Source organism: Klebsiella sp. BIGb0149, from assembly GCF_004362605.1.
Taxonomy (GTDB): Bacteria; Pseudomonadota; Gammaproteobacteria; order Enterobacterales; family Enterobacteriaceae; genus Klebsiella; species Klebsiella terrigena.
In genome coordinates this window covers 363,554-387,685 of sequence record NZ_SNYG01000002.1, presented here as the reverse complement: position 1 = coordinate 387,685, position 24,132 = coordinate 363,554, and the positions used below count along the sequence as shown (strand labels likewise).

General features: G+C 57.8%; 20 protein-coding genes and 1 pseudogene. 10 read left to right on the top strand and 11 right to left on the bottom strand.

Going from position 1 to position 24,132, the window contains the following annotated elements; all coding sequences use genetic code 11:
* Positions 1–40: 40 nt before the first annotated feature.
* Together EDF75_RS08585 and EDF75_RS08580 are read right to left on the bottom strand one after the other, a co-directional pair.
* A complete protein-coding gene (locus tag EDF75_RS08585; protein WP_133598527.1) occupies positions 41–1,726 on the bottom strand; it encodes an NAD-dependent malic enzyme in 1,686 nt (561 codons plus the stop codon).
* Positions 1,727–1,811: 85 nt separating this feature from the next.
* A complete protein-coding gene (locus EDF75_RS08580; RefSeq protein ID WP_133598525.1) occupies positions 1,812–2,759 on the bottom strand; it encodes an AEC family transporter in 948 nt (315 codons plus the stop codon).
* Positions 2,760–3,179: 420 nt separating this feature from the next.
* Here EDF75_RS08580 and EDF75_RS08575 point away from each other — a divergent pair, with 420 nt between their 5' ends.
* Entirely contained in the window at positions 3,180–4,514 is a 1,335-nt protein-coding gene (locus tag EDF75_RS08575) for a 2-hydroxycarboxylate transporter family protein (protein WP_045859214.1), read from the top strand.
* A gap of 101 nt (positions 4,515–4,615) precedes the next feature.
* Here EDF75_RS08575 and pyk read toward each other — a convergent pair whose 3' ends face one another.
* Positions 4,616–6,058 carry a pyruvate kinase gene (gene pyk / locus EDF75_RS08570; protein ID WP_133598523.1) on the bottom strand — a complete coding sequence of 481 codons (1,443 nt, stop codon included), beginning with the start codon at positions 6,056–6,058 and terminating at the stop codon, positions 4,616–4,618.
* A gap of 125 nt (positions 6,059–6,183) precedes the next feature.
* Positions 6,184–7,088: pseudogene (locus EDF75_RS08565) on the bottom strand (MurR/RpiR family transcriptional regulator).
* 320 nt (positions 7,089–7,408) lie between these two features.
* Here EDF75_RS08565 and zwf point away from each other — a divergent pair.
* The 3 genes from zwf to EDF75_RS08545 all read left to right on the top strand — a co-directional run bounded on the left by zwf (position 7,409) and on the right by EDF75_RS08545 (position 11,597).
* Positions 7,409–8,884 carry a glucose-6-phosphate dehydrogenase gene (zwf, locus tag EDF75_RS08555; RefSeq protein ID WP_041146227.1) on the top strand — a complete coding sequence of 492 codons (1,476 nt, stop codon included), beginning with the start codon at positions 7,409–7,411 and terminating at the stop codon, positions 8,882–8,884.
* Positions 8,885–9,104: 220 nt separating this feature from the next.
* Positions 9,105–10,916 carry a phosphogluconate dehydratase gene (edd, locus tag EDF75_RS08550; RefSeq protein ID WP_133598521.1) on the top strand — a complete coding sequence of 604 codons (1,812 nt, stop codon included), beginning with the start codon at positions 9,105–9,107 and terminating at the stop codon, positions 10,914–10,916.
* Positions 10,917–10,955: 39 nt separating this feature from the next.
* The gene (locus EDF75_RS08545) at positions 10,956–11,597 is read left to right on the top strand and encodes a bifunctional 4-hydroxy-2-oxoglutarate aldolase/2-dehydro-3-deoxy-phosphogluconate aldolase (RefSeq protein ID WP_041146225.1); all 642 of its coding nucleotides are present in this window, start codon (positions 10,956–10,958) and stop codon (positions 11,595–11,597) included.
* 50 nt (positions 11,598–11,647) lie between these two features.
* Here EDF75_RS08545 and purT read toward each other — a convergent pair whose 3' ends face one another.
* Complete coding sequence (gene purT / locus EDF75_RS08540; RefSeq protein WP_133598519.1) at positions 11,648–12,826, bottom strand: formate-dependent phosphoribosylglycinamide formyltransferase; 1,179 nt, start codon at positions 12,824–12,826, stop codon at positions 11,648–11,650.
* Between the two features lie 137 nt (positions 12,827–12,963).
* On the opposite strand from purT, the gene EDF75_RS08535 reads away from it, so the two are divergent.
* From EDF75_RS08535 to ptrB, 3 genes are all read left to right on the top strand, one after another.
* Positions 12,964–13,341 (top strand): YebG family protein, encoded by a 378-nt coding sequence (locus EDF75_RS08535; protein WP_133598517.1) that lies wholly within the window; start codon positions 12,964–12,966, stop codon positions 13,339–13,341.
* Between the two features lie 96 nt (positions 13,342–13,437).
* Complete coding sequence (locus tag EDF75_RS08530; protein ID WP_133598515.1) at positions 13,438–14,103, top strand: tellurite resistance TerB family protein; 666 nt, start codon at positions 13,438–13,440, stop codon at positions 14,101–14,103.
* 256 nt (positions 14,104–14,359) lie between these two features.
* On the top strand, positions 14,360–16,420 hold the full coding sequence (gene ptrB / locus EDF75_RS08525) for an oligopeptidase B (protein WP_133598513.1): 2,061 nt from the start codon (positions 14,360–14,362) through the stop codon (positions 16,418–16,420).
* A gap of 8 nt (positions 16,421–16,428) precedes the next feature.
* On the opposite strand, the gene exoX is transcribed toward ptrB, so the two are convergent.
* Together exoX and EDF75_RS08515 are read right to left on the bottom strand one after the other, a co-directional pair.
* Positions 16,429–17,088, bottom strand: coding sequence for an exodeoxyribonuclease X (gene exoX / locus EDF75_RS08520; RefSeq protein WP_041146220.1), 660 nt, complete (start codon positions 17,086–17,088; stop codon positions 16,429–16,431).
* A gap of 78 nt (positions 17,089–17,166) precedes the next feature.
* On the bottom strand, positions 17,167–17,397 hold the full coding sequence (locus EDF75_RS08515; protein WP_133598511.1) for a DNA polymerase III subunit theta: 231 nt from the start codon (positions 17,395–17,397) through the stop codon (positions 17,167–17,169).
* A 126-nt stretch (positions 17,398–17,523) separates the two neighbouring features.
* Between EDF75_RS08515 and yobA the strand changes: the two genes are divergently transcribed.
* From yobA to EDF75_RS08500, 3 genes are read left to right on the top strand one after another with little or no spacing between them, the layout of a single operon-like run.
* Positions 17,524–17,898 (top strand): CopC domain-containing protein YobA, encoded by a 375-nt coding sequence (gene yobA / locus EDF75_RS08510; RefSeq protein WP_133598509.1) that lies wholly within the window; start codon positions 17,524–17,526, stop codon positions 17,896–17,898.
* 3 nt (positions 17,899–17,901) lie between these two features.
* Entirely contained in the window at positions 17,902–18,771 is an 870-nt protein-coding gene (gene copD, locus EDF75_RS08505) for a copper homeostasis membrane protein CopD (protein WP_133598507.1), read from the top strand.
* Positions 18,772–18,787: 16 nt separating this feature from the next.
* Positions 18,788–19,126 carry a YebY family protein gene (locus tag EDF75_RS08500; protein ID WP_166646149.1) on the top strand — a complete coding sequence of 113 codons (339 nt, stop codon included), beginning with the start codon at positions 18,788–18,790 and terminating at the stop codon, positions 19,124–19,126.
* A gap of 391 nt (positions 19,127–19,517) precedes the next feature.
* Here the strand turns inward: EDF75_RS08500 and EDF75_RS08495 are convergent, their stop codons facing one another.
* Genes EDF75_RS08495 through EDF75_RS08480 form a run of 4 tightly spaced genes read right to left on the bottom strand, consistent with a single transcriptional unit; the run spans position 19,518 to position 24,117 of the window.
* Entirely contained in the window at positions 19,518–20,471 is a 954-nt protein-coding gene (locus EDF75_RS08495; RefSeq protein ID WP_243733521.1) for a Csu type fimbrial protein, read from the bottom strand.
* A gap of 14 nt (positions 20,472–20,485) precedes the next feature.
* On the bottom strand, positions 20,486–22,813 hold the full coding sequence (locus tag EDF75_RS08490) for a fimbria/pilus outer membrane usher protein (protein ID WP_133599416.1): 2,328 nt from the start codon (positions 22,811–22,813) through the stop codon (positions 20,486–20,488).
* Between the two features lie 2 nt (positions 22,814–22,815).
* A complete protein-coding gene (locus EDF75_RS08485) occupies positions 22,816–23,580 on the bottom strand; it encodes a fimbrial biogenesis chaperone (protein ID WP_133598504.1) in 765 nt (254 codons plus the stop codon).
* An 18-nt stretch (positions 23,581–23,598) separates the two neighbouring features.
* Positions 23,599–24,117 carry a Csu type fimbrial protein gene (locus tag EDF75_RS08480; protein ID WP_133598501.1) on the bottom strand — a complete coding sequence of 173 codons (519 nt, stop codon included), beginning with the start codon at positions 24,115–24,117 and terminating at the stop codon, positions 23,599–23,601.
* Positions 24,118–24,132 lie beyond the last annotated feature (15 nt).

Genomic DNA, 24,132 nt, shown 5'->3' with positions numbered 1-24,132 from the left:
CTGCCTCCCGGATATCACATTACCAGCCGGACCCGTCTTTTCAGAACGATGAGCGTTTATAGGCGGTGTAGCGCGCCTGCCAGTAGGTTTGTTCGATGCGGGCAAGCAGCTGCTCTTCGCTGAGCTGCGGCGCCACGCCCTCCTGCTGGGCGACCTTCGCGATAGCCAGGGCAATGGCGCGCGATATCGTTTCGATCTCCGCCACCGGCGGCAGCAGCCCGCCGCTTTCCGCCGCTGCCAGCGGGGAGTGAGCGGCCAGGGTGCGGCTTGCGGCGGTGAGCATCTTTTCCGTTATCCGCTCGACCTTGCCGGCCAGCACGCCGAGCCCGAGGCCGGGGAAGATATAGGCGTTATTACATTGGGCAATATCGTAGGTTTTACCCGCGTAAACCACCGGGGAAAAGGGGCTGCCGGTGGCGACCAGCGCGGCTCCTTCCGTCCAGGCGATCAGATCCGCTGGCTGGGCCTCGGCGCGAGAGGTTGGGTTCGAGAGCGGCATGATAATCGGGCGGGCGCAGTACCGGTGCATCTCTTTGACAATCTCTTCGCTGAACAGACCGGGCTGCCCTGAAACGCCGATCAGTACGGTCGGATGCGCATTGCGCACAACGTCGAGCAGCGAGACGGGGCCGGTGCCGACGTCCCAGTGGGCAATGCTGTGTCGGGAGGTGACCAGCTTTTGCTGGAAATCGAGCAGCTCGGGGATCGCGTCCGTCAGCAGGCCGCAGCGATCGACCATAAACACCCGGCCGCGGGCCTCGTGCTCGGACAGCCCCTCATCGACCATCATCGCCACGATCTTTTCCGCGATACCGCAGCCCGCGGAGCCGCTGCCTAAGAAGACCACGCGCTGATCGCATAAGCGGCTGCCGGCCGCCTGGGCGGCAGCGATGAGGGTACCCGTCGTCACGGCGGCAGTACCCTGAATATCATCGTTGAAGCAGCACAGCCGATCGCGATAGCGCTGCAGGAGGCGGGTGGCGTTCTTTTGGGCAAAATCTTCGAACTGCAGCAGCACGTCAGGCCAGCGGCGCTTCACCGCTTCAATAAACATATCCATAAACTCGAGGTAGCTGTCGTCGTCGATGCGCGGGTGGCGCCAGCCCATATAGAGCGGATTGTCGATCAGCTGCGCGTTGTTGGTGCCAACGTCGAGCATGATTGGCAGGGTAGAGGCCGGATGAATACCGCCGCAGGCGGTATAGAGCGAGAGTTTGCCAATCGGGATGCCCATTCCGCCAACGCCCTGGTCGCCTAGGCCGAGAATGCGCTCGCCGTCGGTGACCACGATGACCCGGATATCGTTGCGCGAGAAGCTTTGCAGCATCTCATCAATTTGGTGGCGGTCCGGCCATGAAATAAACAGGCCCCTGGCGCGGCGATAAATTTCCGAAAAGTGCTCACAGGCCTCGCCGACCGTCGGGGTATAGACGATAGGCAGGGTATCGGTCATATGCGTGCGCAGAACGTTATAAAACAAGGTCTCGTTAGTATCCTGAATATTGCGCAGATAGACGTGGCGTGAAATATCGCGTTTAAACTGACAAAACTGTTCCCAGGCTCTTGCCGTTTGCTCCTCAATCGTTTCCACCTTTTGCGGCAGAAAACCGTGCAGGCCAAAGGCGTCGCGTTCGCCGTCGGTAAATGCCAGCCCTTTATTTAGTAACGGGTTTTCCAGTAATACGGAGCCGTTATAGGGAGTGTAAATAGTTTCCTGGTTTAACATGGGTTACTCCTGAATATGTATTATGCAAAGAATACCGATCAAAAATTTATAGCTAATTAATAGCGCGGAGACCGCCGGGCATAATTTAGGAAATTAAATAGATCATTATGCCCTCCGTCACCACGCCGAGAGCGGTGCCGATTAAAATCGATGAGGATGCTGATTCAATATAGGTATCGCTGCGCAGGGCAAACATTCCGGCGGCAATTGCGGATGGGGTGGCGCCGATAATAATAACCTGCTGCATTAGGCTATGGCTCAGACCCAGCGCCAGCCCGGCCGTCGCCATCATTCCCGGTTGGATCAGGTTTTTAATTCCGATATTGGTAAATACCTGACGATTTAACGCCGGGCGTTCACCGTAAAACAGCAGGCCGAGGGCAAACAGGGAGAGGCCGCCGGCAATTTTACCGACCATTTCAATCGGGGCGCTCAGGAGGTGCGGCAGCTTTATTCCGGCAAGGCTTAACAGGACGCCTAGTATCGGGATCCAGACAATCGGATTTCTGACCGCCTTCATCAGATTTTGCCATACCAGCATCGCGGGGTTCAGCTGCGGCTCCTGTGCCGCGGCGTTTTTATCGCCGAGGCGAATAAGGATAATCGTCAGCGGGATCATAAACACGCTGGTGATGAGATTGCCGATCAGCACGCCAAGGAAGCCTTCCGGCCCGATAAGTACCGCCAGCACGGGCGCGCCAAAATAGGCCATGTCGGGGAACGAACAGACCAGGGACTGGATCGCGCTGGTCTTGATATCGTGGCGGAACACGTAGCGTGAAAGCAGCAGGGTCAGAAAATAAGAGCCCATCAGGCCAATAACCAGCACCGCCATAAAAGTAAAGTTTTTAATTTTATCGGGGTTGGTGTTTAAGGCGCCAATAAAGAGATGAAAGGGCAGCGCGAAGCGAATAACCACGGTCGCTAAAACCGTGGCATCCTCTCGGCGGGTATAGCCGAGCTTGCCGCTGATCCATCCGAGCAGCATGATAAATACCAGCGGGAACAGTGATTCTAATAATAGTGAGGGCATAGGGTATCCTGATAAAGTATGGTCTGCGACTACTGTTTTTTAAATCTAACAATCCCTCGTGCGCCGCAGGGTGATAGAAATCACAGTCTGTTTTGTTTAAATACTTTTACGCCGAGGACTTTACTTACAAATATAGGCGGGAAGGTAACCTGATGTTTTCATTGAGGGCGGTTAAAAATACTCGCCGCGATAATTTTAATTACAAAAGGCCGACTTAAATTACTTAACGTTGAGATTCAAGGTCAATCACAAAAGCATCATTAGAAATGGCGCATGGCTTTTTTATGCCCGACGGCTGTGCTACTTTTTTTTAGGTTCAATGTGCTCGATGTACTATTTTATTCTCGATTTTACTCTGGTTGAATAACATTATTGTTATTTATGCCCCTACCTGGCTATTTATAAAAAATAAGGTGCAAGATGGAAAATAATTCACTAAATCATCCTGTTGATAATTCACTGCCTGCGCGACCCGCGCTCAGAATGCTGGGAAGTGCGGAAGTGGGATCCGTTCCGCTGGTGCTGTTTGTCGGTATTGCGATCGTTGTGGCCGTTGCCGCCTACGCCAGCGTATTGCCAAAAAATATGATCGGCGGCCTGGCGGTGATTATGACCCTGGGCTTTGCGTTTGCCAAAATCGGCCGCATGGTTCCGGTACTGAAAGATATCGGTGGCCCGGCGATACTTTGCCTGATGGTGCCTTCGGCGCTGGTCTACTTTGAAATGTTTGCCCCGCACACGCTAGCGACGGTGCATCTGCTGATGAAAGAAGCCAATCTGCTTTATTTCGTTATTGCCTGTCTGGTGGTGGGCAGCATCCTGGGGATGAATCGGGTGATCCTGATTCAGGGGATGGTCAGAATGTTTGTCCCGCTGGTTGTCGGGACGTTTGCCGCTATCCTCACCGGCCTGCTGGTGGGGACGCTGTTTGGCTACAGCCTGTACCACACCTTTTTCTTTATCATCGTGCCGATCATCGGCGGAGGGATCGGCGAGGGCATTCTCCCGCTTTCGCTGGCCTATTCGGCGATCCTTGGGCAAACCCCCGACGTCTACGTTGCGCAGCTGGCTCCGGCGGCGGTCGTCGGCAACATCTTTGCGATTATTTGCGCCGGAGTACTGGCGAGACTGGGCGTTCGTCGCCCGGAGCTGTCCGGGAGCGGGATGCTGATCCGCAGCCGTGAGGATAACAGCGTCTTCACTCAGGCTCAGGGCCCGCAGCAAACCGACTTTCAGCTGATGGGCGGCGGGCTGCTGATGATTTGCGCCTTTTTCATCGTCGGCGGGCTATTGGAGAAGCTGGTGCATATTCCCGGCCCGGTGCTGATGATCCTTGCCGCCGTCATTTGTAAATATACCAAAGCGATCCCGGCGGCGATGGAGGTGGGTGCCTACAGCTGCTACAAATTTGTCTCCGCGGCGCTGGTATGGCCGCTGATGATCGGGCTTGGGATGCTGTACGTGCCGCTGGAAAGCGTGGTGGCGGTATTCTCCGTCGGCTACGTGGTGGTGTGCGGGTCGATCGTTATCGCCATGGCGCTGAGCGGGTTCTTGATTGCATCGCGCCTCAATATGTACCCCGTGGAAGCGGCGATCGTCACCAGCTGCCATAGCGGCCTTGGCGGGACCGGAGACGTCGCGATCCTGTCGGCCTCTAACCGAATGTCGCTGATGCCGTTTGCACAGATTGCGACCCGTATCGGCGGGGCGTCGACGGTGATTGCCGCCACGCTGCTGATGAACTGGGTGGTGTGATGTCTTTGCCCGGCGAGCGCCCGCGCACAGCCGGGATAAAAAAATACCTGCCGATTTTACGTCGGCAGGTAGGTGGTACGCGGGGTCCGTTGCGCGATGGCTTATTCGACGGTCAGGATCCGCGTGGTGTTGGTGCTACCGATGGTGCTCATGACGTCGCCCTGGGTGACGATAACGAGGTCGCCAGAGACCAGATAGCCTTTATCACGCAGCAGGTTTACCGCATCGTGGGCGGCGGCAACGCCATCGTTGGTGCTGTCAAAATAAACCGGCGTCACGCCGCGGTACAGCGCGGTCAGGTTAAGAGTGCGCTCGTGGCGAGAGAGGGCAAAAATCGGCAGGCCGGAGCTGATGCGCGAGGTCATCAGCGCGGTGCGGCCGGATTCGGTCATGGTGATGATAGCGGTTACACCTTTCAGGTGGTTCGCAGCATACATCGCCGACATGGCGATCGCTTCCTCCACGTTGTCGAACTGAATGTCCAGACGGTGTTTGGAGACGTTGAGGCTCGGGATTTTTTCCGCGCCGAGGCAGACGCGGGCCATGGCGGCAACGGTTTCCGACGGATACTGGCCGGCTGCGGTTTCAGCCGAAAGCATCACCGCATCGGTGCCGTCCAGCACGGCGTTGGCTACGTCCATGACTTCTGCACGAGTCGGCATCGGGTTGGTGATCATCGACTCCATCATCTGGGTGGCGGTGATGACCGAGCGATTCAGCTGACGGGCGCGGCGGATCAGGGCCTTCTGAATACCCACCAGCTCCGGATCGCCGATCTCGACGCCCAGATCGCCACGGGCGACCATCACGACGTCGGAGGCGAGAATAACGTCGTCCATCGCGTCCTGATCGCAAACGGCTTCCGCACGTTCCACTTTAGCCACGATCTTCGCGTCGCAGCCCGCTTCACGCGCCAGGCGGCGAGCGTAGTTCAGATCTTCCCCGCAGCGCGGGAAGGAGACGGCCAGATAGTCAACGCCAATTTTTGCCGCGGTGATGATATCGGCTTTGTCTTTTTCGGTCAGCGCTTCGGCGGAGAGGCCGCCGCCCAGCTTGTTGATGCCCTTGTTGTTGGACAGCGGTCCGCCGACGGTGACTTCGGTGAACACCTTCAGGCCCTGAACTTCCAGCACTTTCAGCTGAACGCGGCCATCGTCAAGCAGCAGGATATCGCCAGGCACGACGTCCGCCGGCAGTCCTTTATAGTCAATACCGACTTTTTCTTTGTCGCCTTCGCCTTTGCCAAGCTCGGCGTCCAGCAGGAATTTATCGCCGACATTGAGGAAAATTTTGCCTTCTTTGAAGGTCGAAACGCGAATTTTCGGCCCCTGCAGATCGCCGAGGATTGCCACGTGGCGGCCCAGTCTGGCCGCGATCACGCGGACTTTATCCGCGCGAATCTGATGATCTTCCGGGGTACCGTGAGAGAAGTTCATGCGTACGACGTTAGCGCCTGCAGCGATAACCTTTTCCAGGTTGTTGTCGCGGTCGGTTGCCGGGCCTAAAGTGGTAACGATTTTGGTTCTGCGAAGCCTTCTGGACATGTAATACTCCGTTGACTAAAACAACTTTGGTGTTGCGTGAACATGGAATCGGTCGTGCCAGCCGGTAAAGTTGCTATGCTGAAACGTAACCGAAGGTGTAATGGGTCACTACTTATTATCTGGTTTTATGGGTTGTCGCTGTGTACGGGCAGTTCTTTATCAAAACGCGATTCTTTCAACGCTTCCTTGACCCTCTTCAAGTTATCTCTGAATTTTGCGCCGCGGCGCAGGGTAAAGCCGGTAGCCAGCACGTCGATGAGGGTCAGCTGGGCGAGGCGCGAGACCATCGGCATATAAATATCGGTATCTTCGGGAACATCAAGCGTAATGGAGAGCGTCGCCTCACGCGCCAGCGGCGTTCCCGCCGAGGTGATCGCGATAACCATGGCATCGTTTTCACGGGCCAGCTGCGCCAGCTCAACCTGACTTTTCGTTCTGCCGGTGTGGGAGATTATCACCACCACGTCATCATCATTGCAGTTCATACAGCTCATGCGTTGCAGGACAATGTCATCGGAGTAGATTACCGGCACGTTGAAGCGAAAAAATTTATTCATCGCGTCATGGGCCACGGCGGCCGAGGAGCCGAGGCCGAAGAAGGCGATTTTTTTCGCCTGGGTTAAAAGATCGACGGCACGATTAACCGCGGACATATCGAGAGAATGGTGGACCTGATCTAAACTGGCCATCGCGGACTCGAAAATTTTTCCGGTGTAAGACTCTACGCTGTCGTCTTCATCGACATTGCGGTTAACATAGAGGGTGCCGTGCGCCAGACTTTGCGCCAGATGCAGTTTAAAATCAGGGAAGCCGCGGGTTTCAAGGCTGCGGCAAAAGCGGTTGACGGTGGGTTCGCTGACGCCGGCTTCCAGGGCGAGCGCGGCAATGCTTGAGTGGATGGCCTGCGCGGGCTCCGCAAGAATGACCTCGGCCACTTTGCGTTCGGATTTGCTAAGGTGTTCCAGCCGGGACTGAATTTTTTCCAGCATATTCATGGTAACAAGGCGCTCATCAATGGAAGCGATTTCATTAATGGGTGAAATCATCAGGCGTTTTAGCAAGAATATACCCCTCCGCAATCGTCAGCGGGGAGGAATGACCTAAAAAAATGTTGTTTTTTTTCATTACATGATCAGAGTCGTATTTTATTAACTGATAACCGGTCGAAACAACGAACAATATTAGCCGTCTGCCCAAATTGTCGCCTGAAGTTTTCTCCTCGTGCGGTTTAGCGCCTGGAAAGGGGGGCCGAGGCTTTCGGGAAAATCGTAAACACAGTACAGTGCAGTGTAAGAAAATTACAAATTATAGCCTGGCATAAGCACCAGACTATCAACTGAGGAGAATGACATGGCGGTAACGCAAACGGCCCAGGCATGCGATCTGGTCATTTTCGGCGCGAAGGGTGACCTGGCGCGTCGTAAATTGTTGCCTTCCCTGTATCAGCTTGAGAAGGCTGGCCAGATCAACCCGGATACCCGCATCATCGGGGTGGGACGCGCTGACTGGGATAAAGATGCTTACACCAAGGTAGTTCGTGAAGCGCTGGAAACCTTCATGAAGGAAAAGATTGATGAAGCGCTGTGGGATACTCTGAGCGGGCGCTTGGAGTTCTGCAACCTTGATGTTAACGACACCAAAGCTTTTACCCGTCTGGGCAAAATGCTCGACCAGAAAAATCGCGTCACCATCAACTACTTTGCCATGCCGCCAAGCACCTTTGGCGCCATCTGCAAAGGCCTTGGCGAAGCGAAGCTGAACGCTAAGCCGGCGCGCGTGGTGATGGAAAAACCGCTGGGAACCTCTCTCGATACCTCCCGCGAGATCAACGACCAGGTCGGCGAATTCTTTGAAGAGTGCCAGGTTTACCGTATCGACCACTATCTCGGTAAAGAAACGGTCCTCAACCTGCTGGCGCTGCGCTTCGCCAACTCCCTGTTCGTCAACAACTGGGACTGCCGCACCATCGACCATGTGGAGATCACCGTAGCGGAAGAGGTGGGTATTGAAGGACGCTGGGGCTACTTCGATCAGGCCGGGCAGATGCGCGACATGATCCAGAACCACCTGCTGCAGATCCTGTGCATGATCGCCATGTCCCCGCCGTCGGACCTCAGCGCAGATAGCATCCGCGATGAGAAAGTTAAGGTCCTGAAGTCGCTGCGTCGTATCGATCGCGCCAACGTGCGTGAGAAAACGGTACGCGGCCAGTACACCGCGGGCTTTGCGCAGGGTAAAAAAGTGCCTGGCTACCTTGAAGAAGAGGGGGCTAACAAATCCAGCAATACCGAAACCTTCGTGGCGATCCGCGTTGATATCGACAACTGGCGCTGGGCCGGCGTGCCGTTCTACCTGCGTACCGGTAAACGTCTGCCGACCAAATGCTCTGAAGTCGTGGTTTACTTCAAGACGCCGGAGCTGAACCTGTTCAAAGAGAACTGGCAGGAGCTGCCGCAGAACAAGCTGACCATTCGCCTGCAGCCGGATGAAGGCGTCGATATCCAGGTGCTGAACAAAGTGCCGGGCCTTGACCACAAGCACAATCTGCAGATCACCAAGCTCGACCTGAGCTACTCGGAAACCTTCAATCAAACGCACCTCGCCGACGCCTACGAGCGTCTGCTGCTGGAAACCATGCGTGGGATCCAGGCGCTGTTCGTGCGCCGGGATGAGGTTGAAGAGGCGTGGAAGTGGGTTGACTCCATTACCGAAGCCTGGGCCGCCGACCGTGATGCGCCGAAGCCTTATCAGGCGGGTACCTGGGGACCGGTTGCCTCGGTGGCGATGATCACCCGCGACGGGCGTTCATGGAACGAATTCGAGTAAGCGCTCGTTATCCGGAGGAGTTATTTTACCGGTAACATGATCTGGCGCAGAAAGCCGCATAATTTTTAATCTTTTAAGCTCCGGGAGGATTCACCCCCGGAGCTTTTTTTATTACACTGCGGGCAGACATTTTGCCTCTGAGCTGCAGCATTGGTGCCTTTTACATCTTCTGATATCGTAAAAATGCCGCAGCCGGACAGATAAATTTTTAGGAGCCTTTATGAATTCGACAATGTTACGGGTAACAAATCGCATTATCGAACGGTCGCGCGATACCCGTGCTGCCTACCTCGCACGGATTAACCAGGCCAAAACGGATACCGTCCATCGCGCCCAGCTGGCGTGCGGTAATCTGGCCCACGGTTTTGCTGCCTGTCAGTCGGATGATAAAGCCTCGCTGAAGAGCATGCTGCGTAACAATATTGCCATCATCACCTCCTATAACGACATGCTGTCCGCGCATCAGCCCTACGAGTCCTATCCCAATATCATCCGCAGGGCGCTGCATTCGGTGAACGCGGTTGGCCAGGTTGCCGGCGGCGTGCCGGCGATGTGCGACGGGGTCACCCAGGGGCAGGACGGAATGGAGCTCTCGCTGCTGAGCCGCGAAGTGATCGCCATGTCTGCGGCCATCGGCCTGTCGCACAATATGTTCGACGGCGCGCTGTATCTTGGCGTCTGCGATAAAATCGTCCCCGGCCTGACGATGGCCGCGCTCTCCTTTGGCCATCTGCCGTCCGTATTCATTCCGTCTGGCCCGATGGCCAGCGGTCTGGCGAATAAAGAGAAGGTGCGTATTCGCCAGCTGTACGCTGAAGGTAAGGTCGATCGAATGGCGCTGCTGGAGTCGGAAGCCGCCTCTTACCACGCGCCGGGCACCTGTACGTTCTACGGCACGGCTAACACCAACCAGATGGTGGTGGAGTTTATGGGCATGCAGCTCCCGGGCTCTTCGTTCGTGCATCCGGATGCTGAACTGCGCGAAGCGCTGACCGTCGCCGCCGCGCGTCAGGTCACCCGCCTGACCGGCAACGGCAACGAGTGGATGCCGCTGGGCAAAATGTTCGACGAGAAAGTGGTGGTTAACGGCATCGTGGCGCTGCTGGCGACCGGCGGCTCAACCAACCATACGATGCACCTGGTAGCCATGGCGCGCGCCGCGGGCATCATCATCAACTGGGATGACTTCTCCGAACTGTCGGACGTGGTGCCGCTGCTGGCGCGCCTCTACCCGAACGGTCCGGCGGATATCAACCACTTCCAGGCAGCAGGCGGCGTGCCGGTGCTGATCCGCGAGCTGCTGAAAGGCGGGCTGCTGCACGAAGATGTCAACACCGTGGCCGGCTTTGGGCTGTCGCATTACACCATGGAGCCATGGCTGAACAACGGCGAACTGGACTGGCGTGAAGGGGCAAGCGCGCCGCTTGACGACCAGGTTATCGCAACCTTCGACAAGCCGTTTTCTCGCCACGGCGGCACCAAAGTCCTGAGCGGCAACCTCGGCCGTGCGGTGATGAAAACCTCGGCGGTGCCGGTGGAAAACCAGGTTATCGAAGCGCCGGCGGTTATTTTTGAGAGCCAGCACGACGTGCTGCCCGCTTTTGAAGCCGGGATGCTGGACAAAGATTGCGTGGTGGTGGTTCGCCATCAGGGGCCAAAAGCGAACGGCATGCCAGAATTACATAAACTTATGCCGCCACTTGGTGTATTATTGGACCGCCGTTTCAAAATAGCGCTAGTCACCGATGGGCGACTCTCTGGCGCATCAGGCAAAGTTCCGTCAGCCATCCACGTCACGCCTGAAGCTTACGACGGCGGGCTGCTGGCGAAGGTCCGCGATGGCGATATCATTCGCGTCAACGGCCAGACCGGCGAGCTGACGCTGCTGGTGGACGATGCCGAACTGGCCGCGCGGCAGCCGCATATTCCTGACCTGAGCGGTTCGCGAGTCGGGACCGGTCGTGAAATGTTCTCTGCGCTGCGTGAGAAACTCTCCGGAGCCGAACAGGGCGCAACCTGCATCACTTTTTAAGACCATACAATTTGTAGATCTGGCGAGAGAGAAACTCTGATGAAAAACTGGAAAACAACTGCAGAAGCAATCCTCACCTCCGGCCCGGTTGTCCCGGTGATCGTGGTGAAAAAGCTGGAACACGCCGTGCCGATGGCAAAAGCGCTGGTTGCAGGCGGCGTACGCGTACTGGAAGTGACCCTGCGCACCGAATGCGCGCTGGATGCCATCCGCGCTATCGCTAAAGAAGTCCCGGACGCGATTGTCGGCGCCGGTACCGTAACTAACGCGGCTCAGCTGAAAGAAGTGACCGAGGCGGGAGCACAGTTTGCGATCAGCCCGGGCCTGACAGATTCTCTGCTCAAGGCGGCAACTGAAGAGGGGACGATTCCGCTGATCCCGGGTATCAGCACCGTATCCGAGCTGATGCTGGGCATGCAGTACGGCCTGAAAGAGTTTAAATTCTTCCCGGCTGAAGCCAACGGCGGCGTGAAGGCGCTGCAGGCGATTGGCGGTCCGTTCGCCCACATTCGTTTCTGCCCGACCGGCGGGATCTCTCCGGCTAACTACCGCGACTACCTGGCGCTGAACAGCGTCCTGTGTATCGGCGGTTCATGGCTGGTACCGGCGGATGCGCTGGAAGCAGGCGATTACGACCGCATCACCACTCTGGCTCGTGAAGCGGTAGAAGGCGCGAAGTAATTTCCGCGCCTCAGTTCTGACCCGGTAAGCGGCAACGCTACCGGGTTTTTTTATCCCTCAACCACCACCGCTGACGCCGCGGCTTTGGCGCGCGCCACCGCTTCATCGACGCTCTCCGCTACCGCCAGCGTGACGCCCAGACGACGGGAACCGTCAATTTCTGGCTTAGCGAACAGGCGCACCTGCAGGCCCGCGCCGACCGCGGCCTGAAGGTTGCCGAAGGTGACGTTTTGACTGGTGAGCTGCGGCAGAATCACCGCCGAAGCCGCCGGGCCATACTGGCGAATCGCCCCCACAGGCAGGCCGAGGAAGGCGCGGACGTGGAGGGCGAACTCCGACAGATCCTGCGAAATGAGCGTCACCATTCCGGTATCGTGCGGACGCGGCGAGACTTCGCTAAAAATCACCTCATCGCCGCACACGAACAGCTCGACGCCGAACAGGCCGTAACCGCCGAGCGCCAGCACCACGTTGCGGGCAATTTCCTGCGCGCGGGCCAGCGCCAGCTCGCTCATCTGCTGAGGTTGCCAGGATTCGCGATAGTCGCCGTCTTCCTGACGGTGGCCGACCGGGGCGCAGAAGTGCACGCCGTCGACCGCGCTGACGGTGAGCAGGGTGATTTCAAAATCGAAGTTCACCACGCCTTCGACAATAACGCGACCGGCGCCGGCGCGGCCGCCCTGCTGGGCGTACTGCCACGCTTCGGCCAGCTGTTCATGACGGCGGATAAAGCTTTGTCCTTTGCCGGAGGAGCTCATCACCGGCTTGACGATACACGGCAGGCCAATTTCGCTTACCGCGTCGCGAAAGGCGGCTTCACTGTCGGCAAAACGATAGGCCGAGGTTGGAAGCTGCAGCTCTTCAGCGGCCAGGCGGCGAATGCCTTCGCGGTTCATGGTCAGCTTTGCGGCGCGCGCGGTGGGAACGACTTTTTGCCCGCACTGCTCCAGTTCAACCAGGGTATCGGTGGCGATGGCTTCAATTTCCGGCACGATAAAGTCGGGTTTTTCTTGTTCAATTAAGGCGCGCAGGGCATCGCCGTGCAGCATGTTGACGACATGCGAACGGTGCGCGACCTGCATGGCCGGCGCGTCAGGGTAGCGATCGACGGCGATGGTCTCAATGCCCAGACGTTGACACTCGATGGCGACTTCCTTACCCAGCTCGCCGGAACCTAACAGCATAACTCGCGTCGCCGCAGGGCGCAGCGCTGTGCCTAATACAGTCATGACTCTCTTCCGCAGTAAAAAACATGCGCCGTAGTATAAACGAAAACGTTTGCGTCTGTCTTTATGCGCGTGAGTTGAGTCCTGGCCCTAAATTTGCTATACTGTATATAAACACAGTATAAAAAAGGGGCTGCACAATGGCGGTTGAAATCAAATATGTGGTGATTCGCGAAGGTGAGGAAAAAATGTCTTTTACCAGCAAAAAAGAGGCCGATGCTTACGACAAAATGCTCGATCTTGCCGAGGTCCTTAACGACTGGCTGGTAGACTGCCCGCTGACGCTTGACGAAGCCCAGCGTGATGAGATGGCGATGTGGCTGGCGGAGCGCAAAGACACCTTACATCACATTATGAAGTCCGGAAAACTCCCCGAAGCGGAAGAGCACGCCGCCGGGCAGGGGGATGACGAAGAGCAGGCGTCGTCTGACGCCAGCGATGACGCCATCAGCGCCGGAGCGGACGACGGCGCGGCGGAAAAAGCGGCGCCCAAACCGCGCAAGGTGAAAGCGGCCTGAGCCACCCGGAATTTGCGCATCTTTAGCCATGGATAACATTTCCTGACATCGCGTCGTTTAGGCTGATGACACCGCCTATTGTGCAACGAGGAAATCATGGCTAACTGGCTTAACCAACTTCAGTCTCTGCTGGGTCAGCAGGGGCAAACTTCTTCATCTGACGATCGCTCTGGCGGTAAAAATCTGCTGCTGCCCGGCGCGCTGGGCGGCCTGGCGGGACTGCTGGTCGCCAGCAAATCGTCGCGTAAACTGCTGGCGAAATACGGCACCAGCGCGCTGCTGGTTGGCGGCGGCGCGGTGGCAGGAAGCGTGCTGTGGAACAAGTATCAGCAGAAGATGCGCGCCGCTTCGCCGCAGCCGGAGCCGGCCGGGCAGGTTCCGGCGTCACCTGAGCCTGATGCCCGCAGCGAGCGGCTGATCCAGGCGCTGGTTTTTGCCGCCAAAAGCGACGGGCATATTGATGAAAACGAACGCGCGAGCATCGAAGAGCAGCTGCGCGCGGCCAATATCGACGTGCAGGGGCGGGTGCTTATCGATCGCGCATTGACTCAGCCCCTCGATCCGCAGCGGCTGGCGCAGGGTATCAGCAGCGAGCAGGACGCGCTCGAGGTCTACTATCTGAGCTGTGCGGTGATTGATATTGACCACTTTATGGAGCGCAGCTACCTCAACGCCCTGGGCGAAGCGCTGAAGATCCCTGCGGAGGTGCGCGCTGAGATCGAACAGGATATTCAGGCACAAAAGCAGGCTCTTTCCTCTTAAATCATCACGTTCCGCTTGCATCGCCGGCGACTTTTGCCACCCTTTATATACAAGTCATCTCTTAGCCTGACGTCGCGCAGGCCGGGGATGACCCTCTCTCCGGCACTATCTCACCCGCGGCCGGGCGTCACAGCGCCGTGGCCGTTTTCAAACCCCCGGACAGAGCGATTGATGCCGGGAAGATTTCTTGTCTTGCCGTCCGGACGCGCGTCGATTAACGTTGTGCGCATAAATTAAGCCGAAGAAGAACAAAGAGATGCTACCAAAAGCGAAACGGATCCCCCACGCTATGGCCTTACATGGCGATACGCGTATTGATAACTACTTCTGGCTACGTGATGACGACCGCGCGCAGCCGGCGGTTCTGGAGTATCTGCGCGAGGAGAATGCCTACGGCAAAGCGGTGATGGAGACCCAGCGCAGCCTGCAGGACCGGGTGCTGAAGGAGATCATCGATCGCATCCCCCAGCGCGAAGTCTCCGCGCCTTATAGTAAAAATGGCTATCGCTATCGTCAGGTTTATGAGCCGGGCTGCGAATACGCCATTTACCAGCGCCAGTCGGTGCTGAAAGAGGAGTGGGACCCGTGGGAGCTGCTGCTCGATAGCAACCAGCGCGCGGCGAAAAGCGAGTTCTACACCCTCGGTGGGCTGGGGATCTCTCCGGACAACGGTCTGATGGCGCTGGCGGAGGATTACCTCTCCCGGCGGCAGTACAGCCTGCGTTTGTGCAACCTCGCCGACGGCAGCTGGTATCCCGAAGTGCTGGAGAACGTCTCCCCGGAATTCGCCTGGAGCAACGATTCACGCACCCTGTGGTATGTCCGTAAACACCCCACCACGCTGCTGCCGTATCAGGTCTGGCGACATACCGTCGGCACCCCGACGGACGCGGACGTGCTGGTGTACGAAGAGCAGGATGAAACCTTTTACGTCAGCGTGCACAAGACCACCTCGCAGCAGTTCGTGGTTATCTATCTTGCCAGCGCGACCACCAGCGAAGTGCGGCTGCTGAATGCTGAAATGCCCGACGCCGAGCCGGTGTGCTTTCTGCCGCGGCGCAAAGATCATGAATACAGCCTCGATCACTATCAGCACGCGTTCTACCTGCGCTCAAATCGTGAAGGCAAAAACTTCGGTCTCTACATTACGCATCAGCGCGACGAGCAGCAGTGGCAGGCCCTGATCCCGCCGCGCGATGACGTGATGCTGGAAGGTTTTACGCTGTTTACCGACTGGCTGGTGGTGGAGGAGCGCCAGCACGGGCTTACCAGCCTGCGGCAGATCAACCGTAAGACCCGGGAAGCGGTGGGGATTGCCTTTGATGACCCGGCCTACGTCACCTGGCTTGCCTATAATCCGGAGCCGGAAACCGCGCGCTTACGCTACGGCTACTCCTCGATGACCACGCCGGATACGCTATTTGAGCTCGATATGGATACCGGTGAACGGCGGGTGCTTAAGCAGCAGGAGGTTAAAGGTTTCGATGCCAGCCATTACCGCAGCGAGCATCTGTGGATCCGGGCCCGCGACGGCGTTGAGGTGCCGGTCTCGCTGGTCTACCGACACGAATATTTCCGCCGCGGCGCCAGCCCGCTGCTGGTCTACGCCTACGGTTCCTACGGCGCCAGCGAGGATGCGGATTTCAGCGCCAGCCGCCTGAGCCTGCTCGACCGCGGCTTCGTTTTCGCCATCGCCCACGTGCGCGGCGGCGGCGAGCTGGGGCAGCAGTGGTATGAAGACGGCAAGTTTCTTTGCAAGAACAACACCTTCAATGATTACCTCGACGTCTGCGATGCGCTGCTCAAGCAGGGCTACGGCGATCCGCAGCTGTGCTACGGTATGGGCGGCAGCGCCGGTGGGATGCTAATGGGCGTGGCCATCAACCAGCGCCCGGAGCTGTTTCACGGCGTGGTGGCGCAGGTACCCTTTGTTGACGTGCTCACCACCATGCTCGACGAGTCCATTCCGCTAACGACCGGGGAGTTTGAAGAGTGGGGCAACCCGCAGGATGAGACCTATTATCGCTATATGAAGGGCTACAGCCCCTACGATAACGTTACGGCTCAGGCCTATCCGCATATGCTGGTAACCACCGGGCTACACGACTCCCAGGTGCAGTACTGGGAGCCGGCAAAATGGGTCGCGAAGCTGCGTGAGCTGAAGACGAACGATAATCTGCTGCTGCTGTGTACCGATATGGACTCAGGGCACGGCGGGAAATCGGGGCGTTTTAAAAGCTATGAGGGCGTGGCTCTCGAGTACGCGTTTCTGATAGGCCTGGCGCAGGGCACGCTGCCAGGCCAGGCCGACGTCTAGGGGGGCGCTTAGTCCCCGAGATAGTGCTTGAGGGTTAAGCGCAGCTCGGGGCTCATCCGATCCAGATTGTTGAACAGCCAGCGAAGATAGCCCGGATCGTTTTCCGCCACTTCCGCCACCGGCTTGCCGCGATACTTGCCAAAGGTAAAGGTCGTCAACAGCGCCGGACGGCCGGTAATGGTCGCCATATCGTCAGGCGACCAGCCGGAGACGTTGATAATATCAAGCAGCAGCGCAGCGGTGATATAGCAGTCATAGAGCGCGCGGTGGTGATGCAGGCCGGCGGGCGTGGCGACGTTCAGCTTGCGCGACTTATAGAGCCCCATGTTGCTGTATTTAATCCCCGGCCACAGGCGGCGCGCCAGCTTCATGGTGCAAATCCAGTCGCCGTGCATCTCCGGCAACACCCGCCGGTCAAAGCTGGCGTTGTGGGCGACGTACCACGGGCTGCCCAAATAGTGCGGGACAATCTCTTCAATCCACGGCTGGTCGGCGACCATCTCTTCGGTGATGTGATGAATAGCCATCGCCTGCGGGCTGATAGGGCGATCGGGGCGGACCAGATGGCTCATCGGATTGGTTATCTGGCCATCGACAATATCGACAGAGGCGATCTCTACGATGCCGCCCTGCAGTCCGCAGGTTTCTGTATCGATTACGCGTAGCATAGCGCGCTCCTGGTCAAAGGGGTCAGCGTAATAGAATGTGCCGGTCTTGCCAACCCGGGTCTCCACGGGAGGGCTGAATTATTTTGTTTTGGGTTCATAGGGCAGGCGCGAGAGCGAAACGGATGCCAGTCGATGGGCGATCAGGCGTTCGCGGAACCAGTCCCGGAGATGAGCAGGCTGCTCTCTTTCGACCAAATCGGCGACCACCGGCATATTATAACGTTCTTTAAAGGCGACGCTGGCCGCCGCAAGATCGACGTTGACCTTGTCCATCTCGTCCTGCGAGATTTTTGCCAGATTATTTTCCATTGGGTTTCTCCTGGATGATGCCGAAAGCTTGCCGAGCGTGACCTAAGACTGATACGCATGGCTCGACTACGCCATTATACAGGGTTATTCTCTGTGCTACATACATAACGAAAAGGAATGACGATTATGCGTATTCTCACCGCAGGCGCGCTGCGCGCTGCCGCTCTTCTCGCCGGTTTGCTGGCCAGCGCTGGAGCTTTGGCCCACGCGCACCTGCAGCAGCAAACTCCCGCCGCGGACTCGACGGTGAACGCCTCGCCGCAGGCGCTGACGCTGAGCTTTTCCGAGGGCATCGAAACCCGCTTCAGCGGCGTGACGCTTAGCGGCCCTCAGCAAAACGCGGTGGCGACCGGCAAGCTGGCGCTTAGCAATGATAATAAAGCGCAGCTGGTGGTCCCGCTGGCGCAGCCCTTAACGCCGGGTGACTATACCGTTGACTGGCACGTGGTCTCCGTCGACGGTCATAAGACCAAAGGGCAGTACCACTTTACCGTTAAATAAACGATGCTCGCGTCACTCTATATCACCCTACGGTTTGTACACTTCGGCTCGCTGATGGTGGCCTTCGGCTGCGTGCTGTACGGCGCGTGGTGGGCGCCATCGACGCTGCGTCGCCTGCTGATGCAGCGATTTTATCCGCTGCTGCGCCATCTGCTGTTGATTAGCGCGCTTTCAGCGCTGCTGATGCTAATGGTGCAGGGCGGCCTGATGGGCGAGGGCTGGCCCGATGTCTGGCAGCCCGCTATCTGGCAGGCCGTCGCCGGCACGCGATTTGGCAGCGTCTGGGTATGGCAAATTCTGCTAGCCTGGGTGACGCTTATCGTCGTCTGGCTTAAGCCGCACCATTCGGCGCGACTGCTGCTGGTGCTGCTTTGCGGCCAGCTGCTTTTACTGGCGGGCGTGGGCCATGCGGCGATGAGCGAAGGCGGGCTGGGGGTGCTGCAGCGCGCCAATCATGCCGTGCATCTGTTCTGCGTCGCCGGCTGGTTTGGCGGGCTGCTGCCGTTTATCTACTGCCTGCGTCTGCTGCAGGGGCGCTGGCGGCAGGCGGCAATTGGCGCCATGATGCGCTTTTCGCGCTACGGGCATCTGGCGGTGGCTGGCACCATTGCCAGCGGCGTGGTGAATACGCTGCTGATCCAGGGCGGATTTTTCAGCGCTTCGCCGTGGGGCAGAATGCTGTTGATCAAATGTGCTCTGGTCGCGGGGATGGTGGCAATCGCGCTGGTGAACCGGTATGTTCTGGTACCTCGAATGTCGCTGAACGACGCGCGGGCAGAGCGGCTCATTTTGCGTACCACGCAGGTGGAGATGGCGCTGGGGGCGCTGGCGCTGCTGGCCGTCAGCCTGTTTGCTACCTGGGAACCTTATTGAATTAACTGGTTAAATCATGAAAAAAATTGTTCTGACACTGATGTTACTGGCAAGCTCCGGCGCCGCGCTTGCGGCCCCGCAGGTTATTACCGTTAGCCGCTTTGAGGTCGGTAAGGAGAGCTGGGCGTTTAACCGTGAAGAGGTGATGCTGACCTGTCGCCCGGGAAATGCGCTGTTCGCCATCAACCCCAGCACGCTGGTGCAGTATCCGTTAAATGATATTGCTATCGAGCAGGTTAAGGCCGGTAAAACCAGCGGTCAGCCGATTTCTGTGATCCAGGTCGATGATCCCCAGCATCCGGGGCAAAAAATGAGCCTGGCGCCCTTTATCGAGCGAGCGCAAAAACTCTGCTGATTTTTGGAACTATCTGACTGTATTAAAATGAAAAAACCGCCGTATTCCTGCGACAGGAACGGCGGTTTTTTTATGCGTTTCCGCGATTTTACCGGGAATTATTGGCCCACTTTTGTTGCGGACTGGAAAACCTGACGCGGTAAACTATTCTTATAAGGCAAGGCGACTTAGCCTGCATTAATGCCAACTTTTAGCGCACGGCTCTCTCCCAAGAGCCATTTCCCTGGACCGAATACAGGAATCGTGTTCGGTCTCTTTTTATCTTTATCTTTCAAGCAATTATCCAGGAAGGCCCGAGACGATCCCTCATTTCCCGACGCGACCTTTTCCCCTTATACCACAACAAAAAACGCATTCACATTTCCTTTACAGAAAAACGCGGCGTAAGCGTTCACCACGAGACGGTCACGGTGACGGTATCGCTGTAGGTCCCGGCCGGCTTGCTGGTTTGAGCCGGATTTATTTTTAGGGTGTAGTTTACGTCCTGAGATACGCCGGTGCCGCTAACGCTAAGGTTATTGGTCTGAGTCCACGCGCTGCCGGAAGGCTGGTAAAACTGATACTGCAGCCCGTAGCTGGTCTGGTTAATCGTCGCCATCAGCTGGCGCCAGCCGTCGCTGACGGGATTGGTGCTGGTGAGGTTAACGGTATAGGCGGCGTTCTTCGTACAGCGTACGGAGAATTTGCCGCTCAGGTTGGCAAAGCTGGAGGGAAGGGAGGCGGGCGCAAAGGCCACGTCCGGCGCGCTGTCGAGGAAGCAGTAGTTGGTCACCTTCAGCGTAACGTTAAGCACCACCTGCTGATGGCCGGTGGCGTAGTTGCACGAAATGATGCCGGAGACGCAAATCCTGTAATCCCACAGGATGTTGATATTGTCGGTATAGGTTCCCGCGGGCATATTGAGCCCGGCGGGGATTTTCAGAAAAATGGGCAGCGAACCATCGCTGGCGTTGAACAGCCCCAGCAGCCCGATAAGCGAGGTGATGCTCCAGGTTTTGGTATAGCCGATGGGGTAAATCTCGGAGCAGGTGTTATCTGAGCAGAGGGTGTAGGGCACAAAATCGGTGCCGCTGGCGCTCATCATCTGCGGAATAGAGCCATTTGGATGATCCGATGAGACGATTTTAGCGCTAATGGTATTGGTGCTGAGCAGCGACAGCGCGCTGCCGGAACAGGCAAATCCGGATGCCGACTTTACCGTCTGCGGCGTATTCGCAAGGGTAAAGGAGTCTACTGAACCAAAGCTTGCCGCGCTGGTGAGCTGAAATGAACAGCTGATATCCGCCCGGGCAAGCGGGCTTAATAAAAACAGCAGGGTGCATAAAATAAGGATGCGTTTCAACATCGTCTCCGGGTTGTTCATTTGCAGCTTATCGGCCCCACCCGCTGCGGGACCGGCGTTTGTTCAGGTAGTTTGAAGTGCACAACGCACTCCCCGTTGCCGGCGCTGACGACCAGCTTATTCTCCCGATTCAGGTGTGAAAGCCAGACGATCCCGTCGTATCCCACCACGCTGGCCTGACGGCTGGTGGTTTCCTCAATCGGGGTACCGAGCGCTAAAGGCTGGCCTGCGCCATCGACAAGGACGATCGTTGCCGAGCGAACCCGACGAACCGGGAACTCCACCAGCGCACCGCTGGCCTCACGCACGGCGATACGCTGTTCGACCAGCGCGACTTCGGTATCGGTCGGCAGGGGCAGAGTGTCCAGCGTCACTTTGCCCGGGTACCACGCCGTGGCCCATGGAATAAGAAGGTGACCACTCTTATCGGTGGTGCCAACTTTGCGGTTTTCATAGTTCACCGCGACGCCAGGGTAGCCGCCGGTCGAGACCAGGATAAACGCGTCGTTAATACGGCGGGCGAAAAACAGGCTGTTATCCATCACGATCGCCGAACCTGCGGCCTCAAGCCAGCCGTGGCGATCGTCGCGCGATCCGAAATAGCCGCCGCTCAGCGTTGCCCGACTATTTATCCACGTCACGTCGGCCTGGCCGTAATCATCACCGCTGATCGAGTGAGCGATATTCCAGCCGACTCCGCCCTCAACGGGAGCGGAGCGGCTGTAGGCAACGTTTTGCCCCCACTCGCCGGAGCTTGAGCGCTGGCCGCTGGTTTGCACGGTACCCAGGGCGTCAAAGGGAACAATAAGCTGCAGCATGCTGGAGTATGTGTTGGCCTGCAGATCCCGGTTAACGCTGATATTCATGCTGCTGTTTTTCCACAGGCTCCGGCTCCATGACAGGTTCATCAGGCGCGTGCGGCTGCTATCCTGCGCCTGAATATCGAAGTAGCCGAGGCTGAACGAGCCCAGCAGCCGACCCCACGGGCTTAAGCTCAGCGTCGCCTGATCCGACTGGCGGCTAAGGGTGGCGGTTGAGCGATAGCTGCTGAGGTTGTCGAAGTTAGCGCTACGCTGAATATGCTGATAGTTGATCCCCCAGGCGCTGCTGTAGTAGGAGTAGCCTGAGGTCAACTGGTTACCTTTGCCTTCGCCCTGGCTGGCGCTGGCGGAGAGGCTCAGGGTGCCTAACGTCCCGACGCTAATATCGCTGCCGAAGCCCGCGTTGGTTAGCCCCTCGCGATCCTCGGTGTGCGTTGATAGCGTCAGCCAGTTGCTCACGCCGTAACGATATATGGCGCTGACGGCGCCCGCGCCATAGTCGGCATTCTTGATCCCGTAGTTATTGCGCAGCGCGCCGATGGAGAAGTCAAAATCGCTGAGGCCTTTGCGCAGCAGGGTGTTAGAGACGTAAAAGGGGACGCTGGTTGTGACCTGGCGACCCAGCGCATCGGTGGTTACCACCGTGGCTTCACCCGCCCCGCTGATGTAGGGCACGTTCGTCAGGGTATAGGGTCCGCCGTTAATTTGGGTTGAGCTCGTCTTATAGCCGTTGATAAAGAGATCGACGCTCGATGGGACCTCCGCGCTGCCGGAAAGGTTGAGCAGCGGGTAGGTGACCAGGTCCGGGCGAACGCTGAAGTTACGGCTAAAGCGCAGGCCGCCAAGGCGGACGGAGCTACTCCAGGTTAACGCGTCGCTGACCACGTCCCCGGCCTGGTAGCTCAGCATTCGCTCGGTATCGCTATATTTCCACAGCGAGTCGTAGCGGATATAGCCCTGCTGTTCGTCGTCTCCTGAAGTCCAGTTCTGCCGTATCACGGCGAAGTTGGAAAAGGTGCCTGCGGCGCCGAAAAAGCGCGTTTCCGTCGACGTGCTGGTGGTTTTGCTGCCGTCGGAGGAGGCGAGGCTATAGGAGTCATAGTTAAAGAGCAGGCCAGGGGTGCTGAGCGGCGGGTAGTAATTCTGCCCGGTCGTATTATCAATGCGCTGTTCCGGTAGCCAGCTCTCGGGAACCTTGAGCCTGAGCAGCTGACCGGCCCGATCGTACTCGACCTGTACCGAAGGAATAAGGGAAACGTCGACCAGCGCTTCGCCTTCCGCTAGCGGAATATGGGCCTGCCGCAGGACGGAGGCCGGGACCCAATAGCGATCGTCAATAACTTTTACCGGAACCGTGCCGGCCGGCGTGTTGCCGTTCACGGAGATGCCCAGATACAGCACATACTCCCGCTTCGGGCTAAAAGAAGCCATCGGCGCCGGTAAGCTATCGTAGGTTGCTGCCAGGCCGGCTGCCGATGTTAACGCCAGCAGCCCACCTGCTGCGGTCCATGCCAGAAGCCTCATAATCAACGGGATGGCGAAATCTCCACCGCCTGACTATTGTCGGTCAATCTGGCAAACAGGCGCAGGCCTGGCGATACCGCCGCTTTTCCTGCCAGCGGGAAGCAGACGCTGCGCTGGGCCAGAACGTAGCCGAGCAGCCCCTCCGTCTGGGTGACCTCCGCCTTACCGGCGGCTTTCGCCCAATAGACGTTGCTTAGCCTCGCGTGCTGGTTGCCCGCATTCTTAATGCACAGCGCCCGGCGACCCTGCTGGCTGGAAAGCGTCCAGCTCAGGGTGGCCCTTACCGGCTCGACGGGGCTTTCTAGCTTCAGCGGTGCGAGGCCTTGTCCATAGGTAAATAGCGGCAGCACGTAGCGCATGCGCATTTTCAGCCCTGCGGAGCTTTTATCGGTTTGCACCGCCGGCTGGCTGGAGGGGACTTCATCTATCACAATACGATACGATTTTTCCCTGCCGGCAGAGACGGGAGCGATACGCATCAGGCGCACCAGCTGGCGCTGTCCGGGCTGTACGGTGGTGAAGGGCGGGCTGGCAACCACCTCGCTCTGATCGGCATAGACATCGGAAGAGTCCTTCTGATCCCAGGCGAAAACCCGCAGCTGCAGGTTGACCGCCCCCGTACCGCGATTTTCCAGCCAAAGTTCGGATCCCTTTTCGCTATCGCTGATGGTTTGATAAATGGGCCACACCAGAACGGAGCTGGCGGCGTGCGCGGTGGTGAAGAGAGAAGAGGTGAGCAAAAACAGGGCAACACTACTGCGAATCATATTTAACCTGCTAATTATCTAATATGTCAGTGTGACCGTGACCGTGTCGGTATACGAACCCTGCGCCGGGAAGCCATTCGTGGCAAAAAGGCGGCCATAAACCGTATAGGTTTGTGTGGTGTTCGGAAATGAGGCAACGCTGTATGCCAGGGCGTTCGTCCCCCAAACGCTGGAGCGGTTGATGTCCTGGAAGAGCTGATAGGCAAGGGTATTACCGCTGCCGTTTACCATGTAACGCTGCGTGGCTGAGCCGCCGTTGACGCCGTAGTCGAGCGCAATAGAGACGGCCATGCCCGGCGTGCAGGCCACGACGATAGAGCCAGCCCCTGCGGAGCTGGCAACATCGACGTTATTGTAAAGAGAAGACATCGACCCGAAGCTCAGCGTGCCGAAATCCGCTGCTGGCGCACCGCCGCCGCTGCCTAACAGGCAGCCCGTCGTAATTTGTGCCGAGACCTTAAAGTTCTTCTGGGCTACGTCAGCATAAGCGCCTGCGCTCATGAGCATTAATGCGACTAGCCACTCCGTTCGAAGCATGACGTCCGTTTCCTC

What these genes read in the sequence shown, in the direction of transcription:
- EDF75_RS08490 (WP_133599416.1), bottom strand. Translation starts at nt 22,813, where the DNA reads ATGAGGCTTCTGGCATGGACCGCAGCAGGTGGGCTGCTGGCGTTAACA.
- yobA (WP_133598509.1), top strand. Translation starts at nt 17,524, where the DNA reads ATGCGTATTCTCACCGCAGGCGCGCTGCGCGCTGCCGCTCTTCTCGCC.
- purT (WP_133598519.1), bottom strand. Translation starts at nt 12,826, where the DNA reads ATGACTGTATTAGGCACAGCGCTGCGCCCTGCGGCGACGCGAGTTATG.
- zwf (WP_041146227.1), top strand. Translation starts at nt 7,409, where the DNA reads ATGGCGGTAACGCAAACGGCCCAGGCATGCGATCTGGTCATTTTCGGC.
- EDF75_RS08530 (WP_133598515.1), top strand. Translation starts at nt 13,438, where the DNA reads ATGGCTAACTGGCTTAACCAACTTCAGTCTCTGCTGGGTCAGCAGGGG.
- edd (WP_133598521.1), top strand. Translation starts at nt 9,105, where the DNA reads ATGAATTCGACAATGTTACGGGTAACAAATCGCATTATCGAACGGTCG.
- EDF75_RS08515 (WP_133598511.1), bottom strand. Translation starts at nt 17,397, where the DNA reads ATGGAAAATAATCTGGCAAAAATCTCGCAGGACGAGATGGACAAGGTC.
- ptrB (WP_133598513.1), top strand. Translation starts at nt 14,360, where the DNA reads ATGCTACCAAAAGCGAAACGGATCCCCCACGCTATGGCCTTACATGGC.
- copD (WP_133598507.1), top strand. Translation starts at nt 17,902, where the DNA reads ATGCTCGCGTCACTCTATATCACCCTACGGTTTGTACACTTCGGCTCG.
- EDF75_RS08485 (WP_133598504.1), bottom strand. Translation starts at nt 23,580, where the DNA reads ATGATTCGCAGTAGTGTTGCCCTGTTTTTGCTCACCTCTTCTCTCTTC.
- EDF75_RS08545 (WP_041146225.1), top strand. Translation starts at nt 10,956, where the DNA reads ATGAAAAACTGGAAAACAACTGCAGAAGCAATCCTCACCTCCGGCCCG.
- EDF75_RS08500 (WP_166646149.1), top strand. Translation starts at nt 18,788, where the DNA reads ATGAAAAAAATTGTTCTGACACTGATGTTACTGGCAAGCTCCGGCGCC.
- EDF75_RS08580 (WP_133598525.1), bottom strand. Translation starts at nt 2,759, where the DNA reads ATGCCCTCACTATTATTAGAATCACTGTTCCCGCTGGTATTTATCATG.
- EDF75_RS08480 (WP_133598501.1), bottom strand. Translation starts at nt 24,117, where the DNA reads ATGCTTCGAACGGAGTGGCTAGTCGCATTAATGCTCATGAGCGCAGGC.
- pyk (WP_133598523.1), bottom strand. Translation starts at nt 6,058, where the DNA reads ATGTCCAGAAGGCTTCGCAGAACCAAAATCGTTACCACTTTAGGCCCG.
- EDF75_RS08495 (WP_243733521.1), bottom strand. Translation starts at nt 20,471, where the DNA reads ATGTTGAAACGCATCCTTATTTTATGCACCCTGCTGTTTTTATTAAGC.
- EDF75_RS08535 (WP_133598517.1), top strand. Translation starts at nt 12,964, where the DNA reads ATGGCGGTTGAAATCAAATATGTGGTGATTCGCGAAGGTGAGGAAAAA.
- EDF75_RS08575 (WP_045859214.1), top strand. Translation starts at nt 3,180, where the DNA reads ATGGAAAATAATTCACTAAATCATCCTGTTGATAATTCACTGCCTGCG.
- exoX (WP_041146220.1), bottom strand. Translation starts at nt 17,088, where the DNA reads ATGCTACGCGTAATCGATACAGAAACCTGCGGACTGCAGGGCGGCATC.
- EDF75_RS08585 (WP_133598527.1), bottom strand. Translation starts at nt 1,726, where the DNA reads ATGTTAAACCAGGAAACTATTTACACTCCCTATAACGGCTCCGTATTA.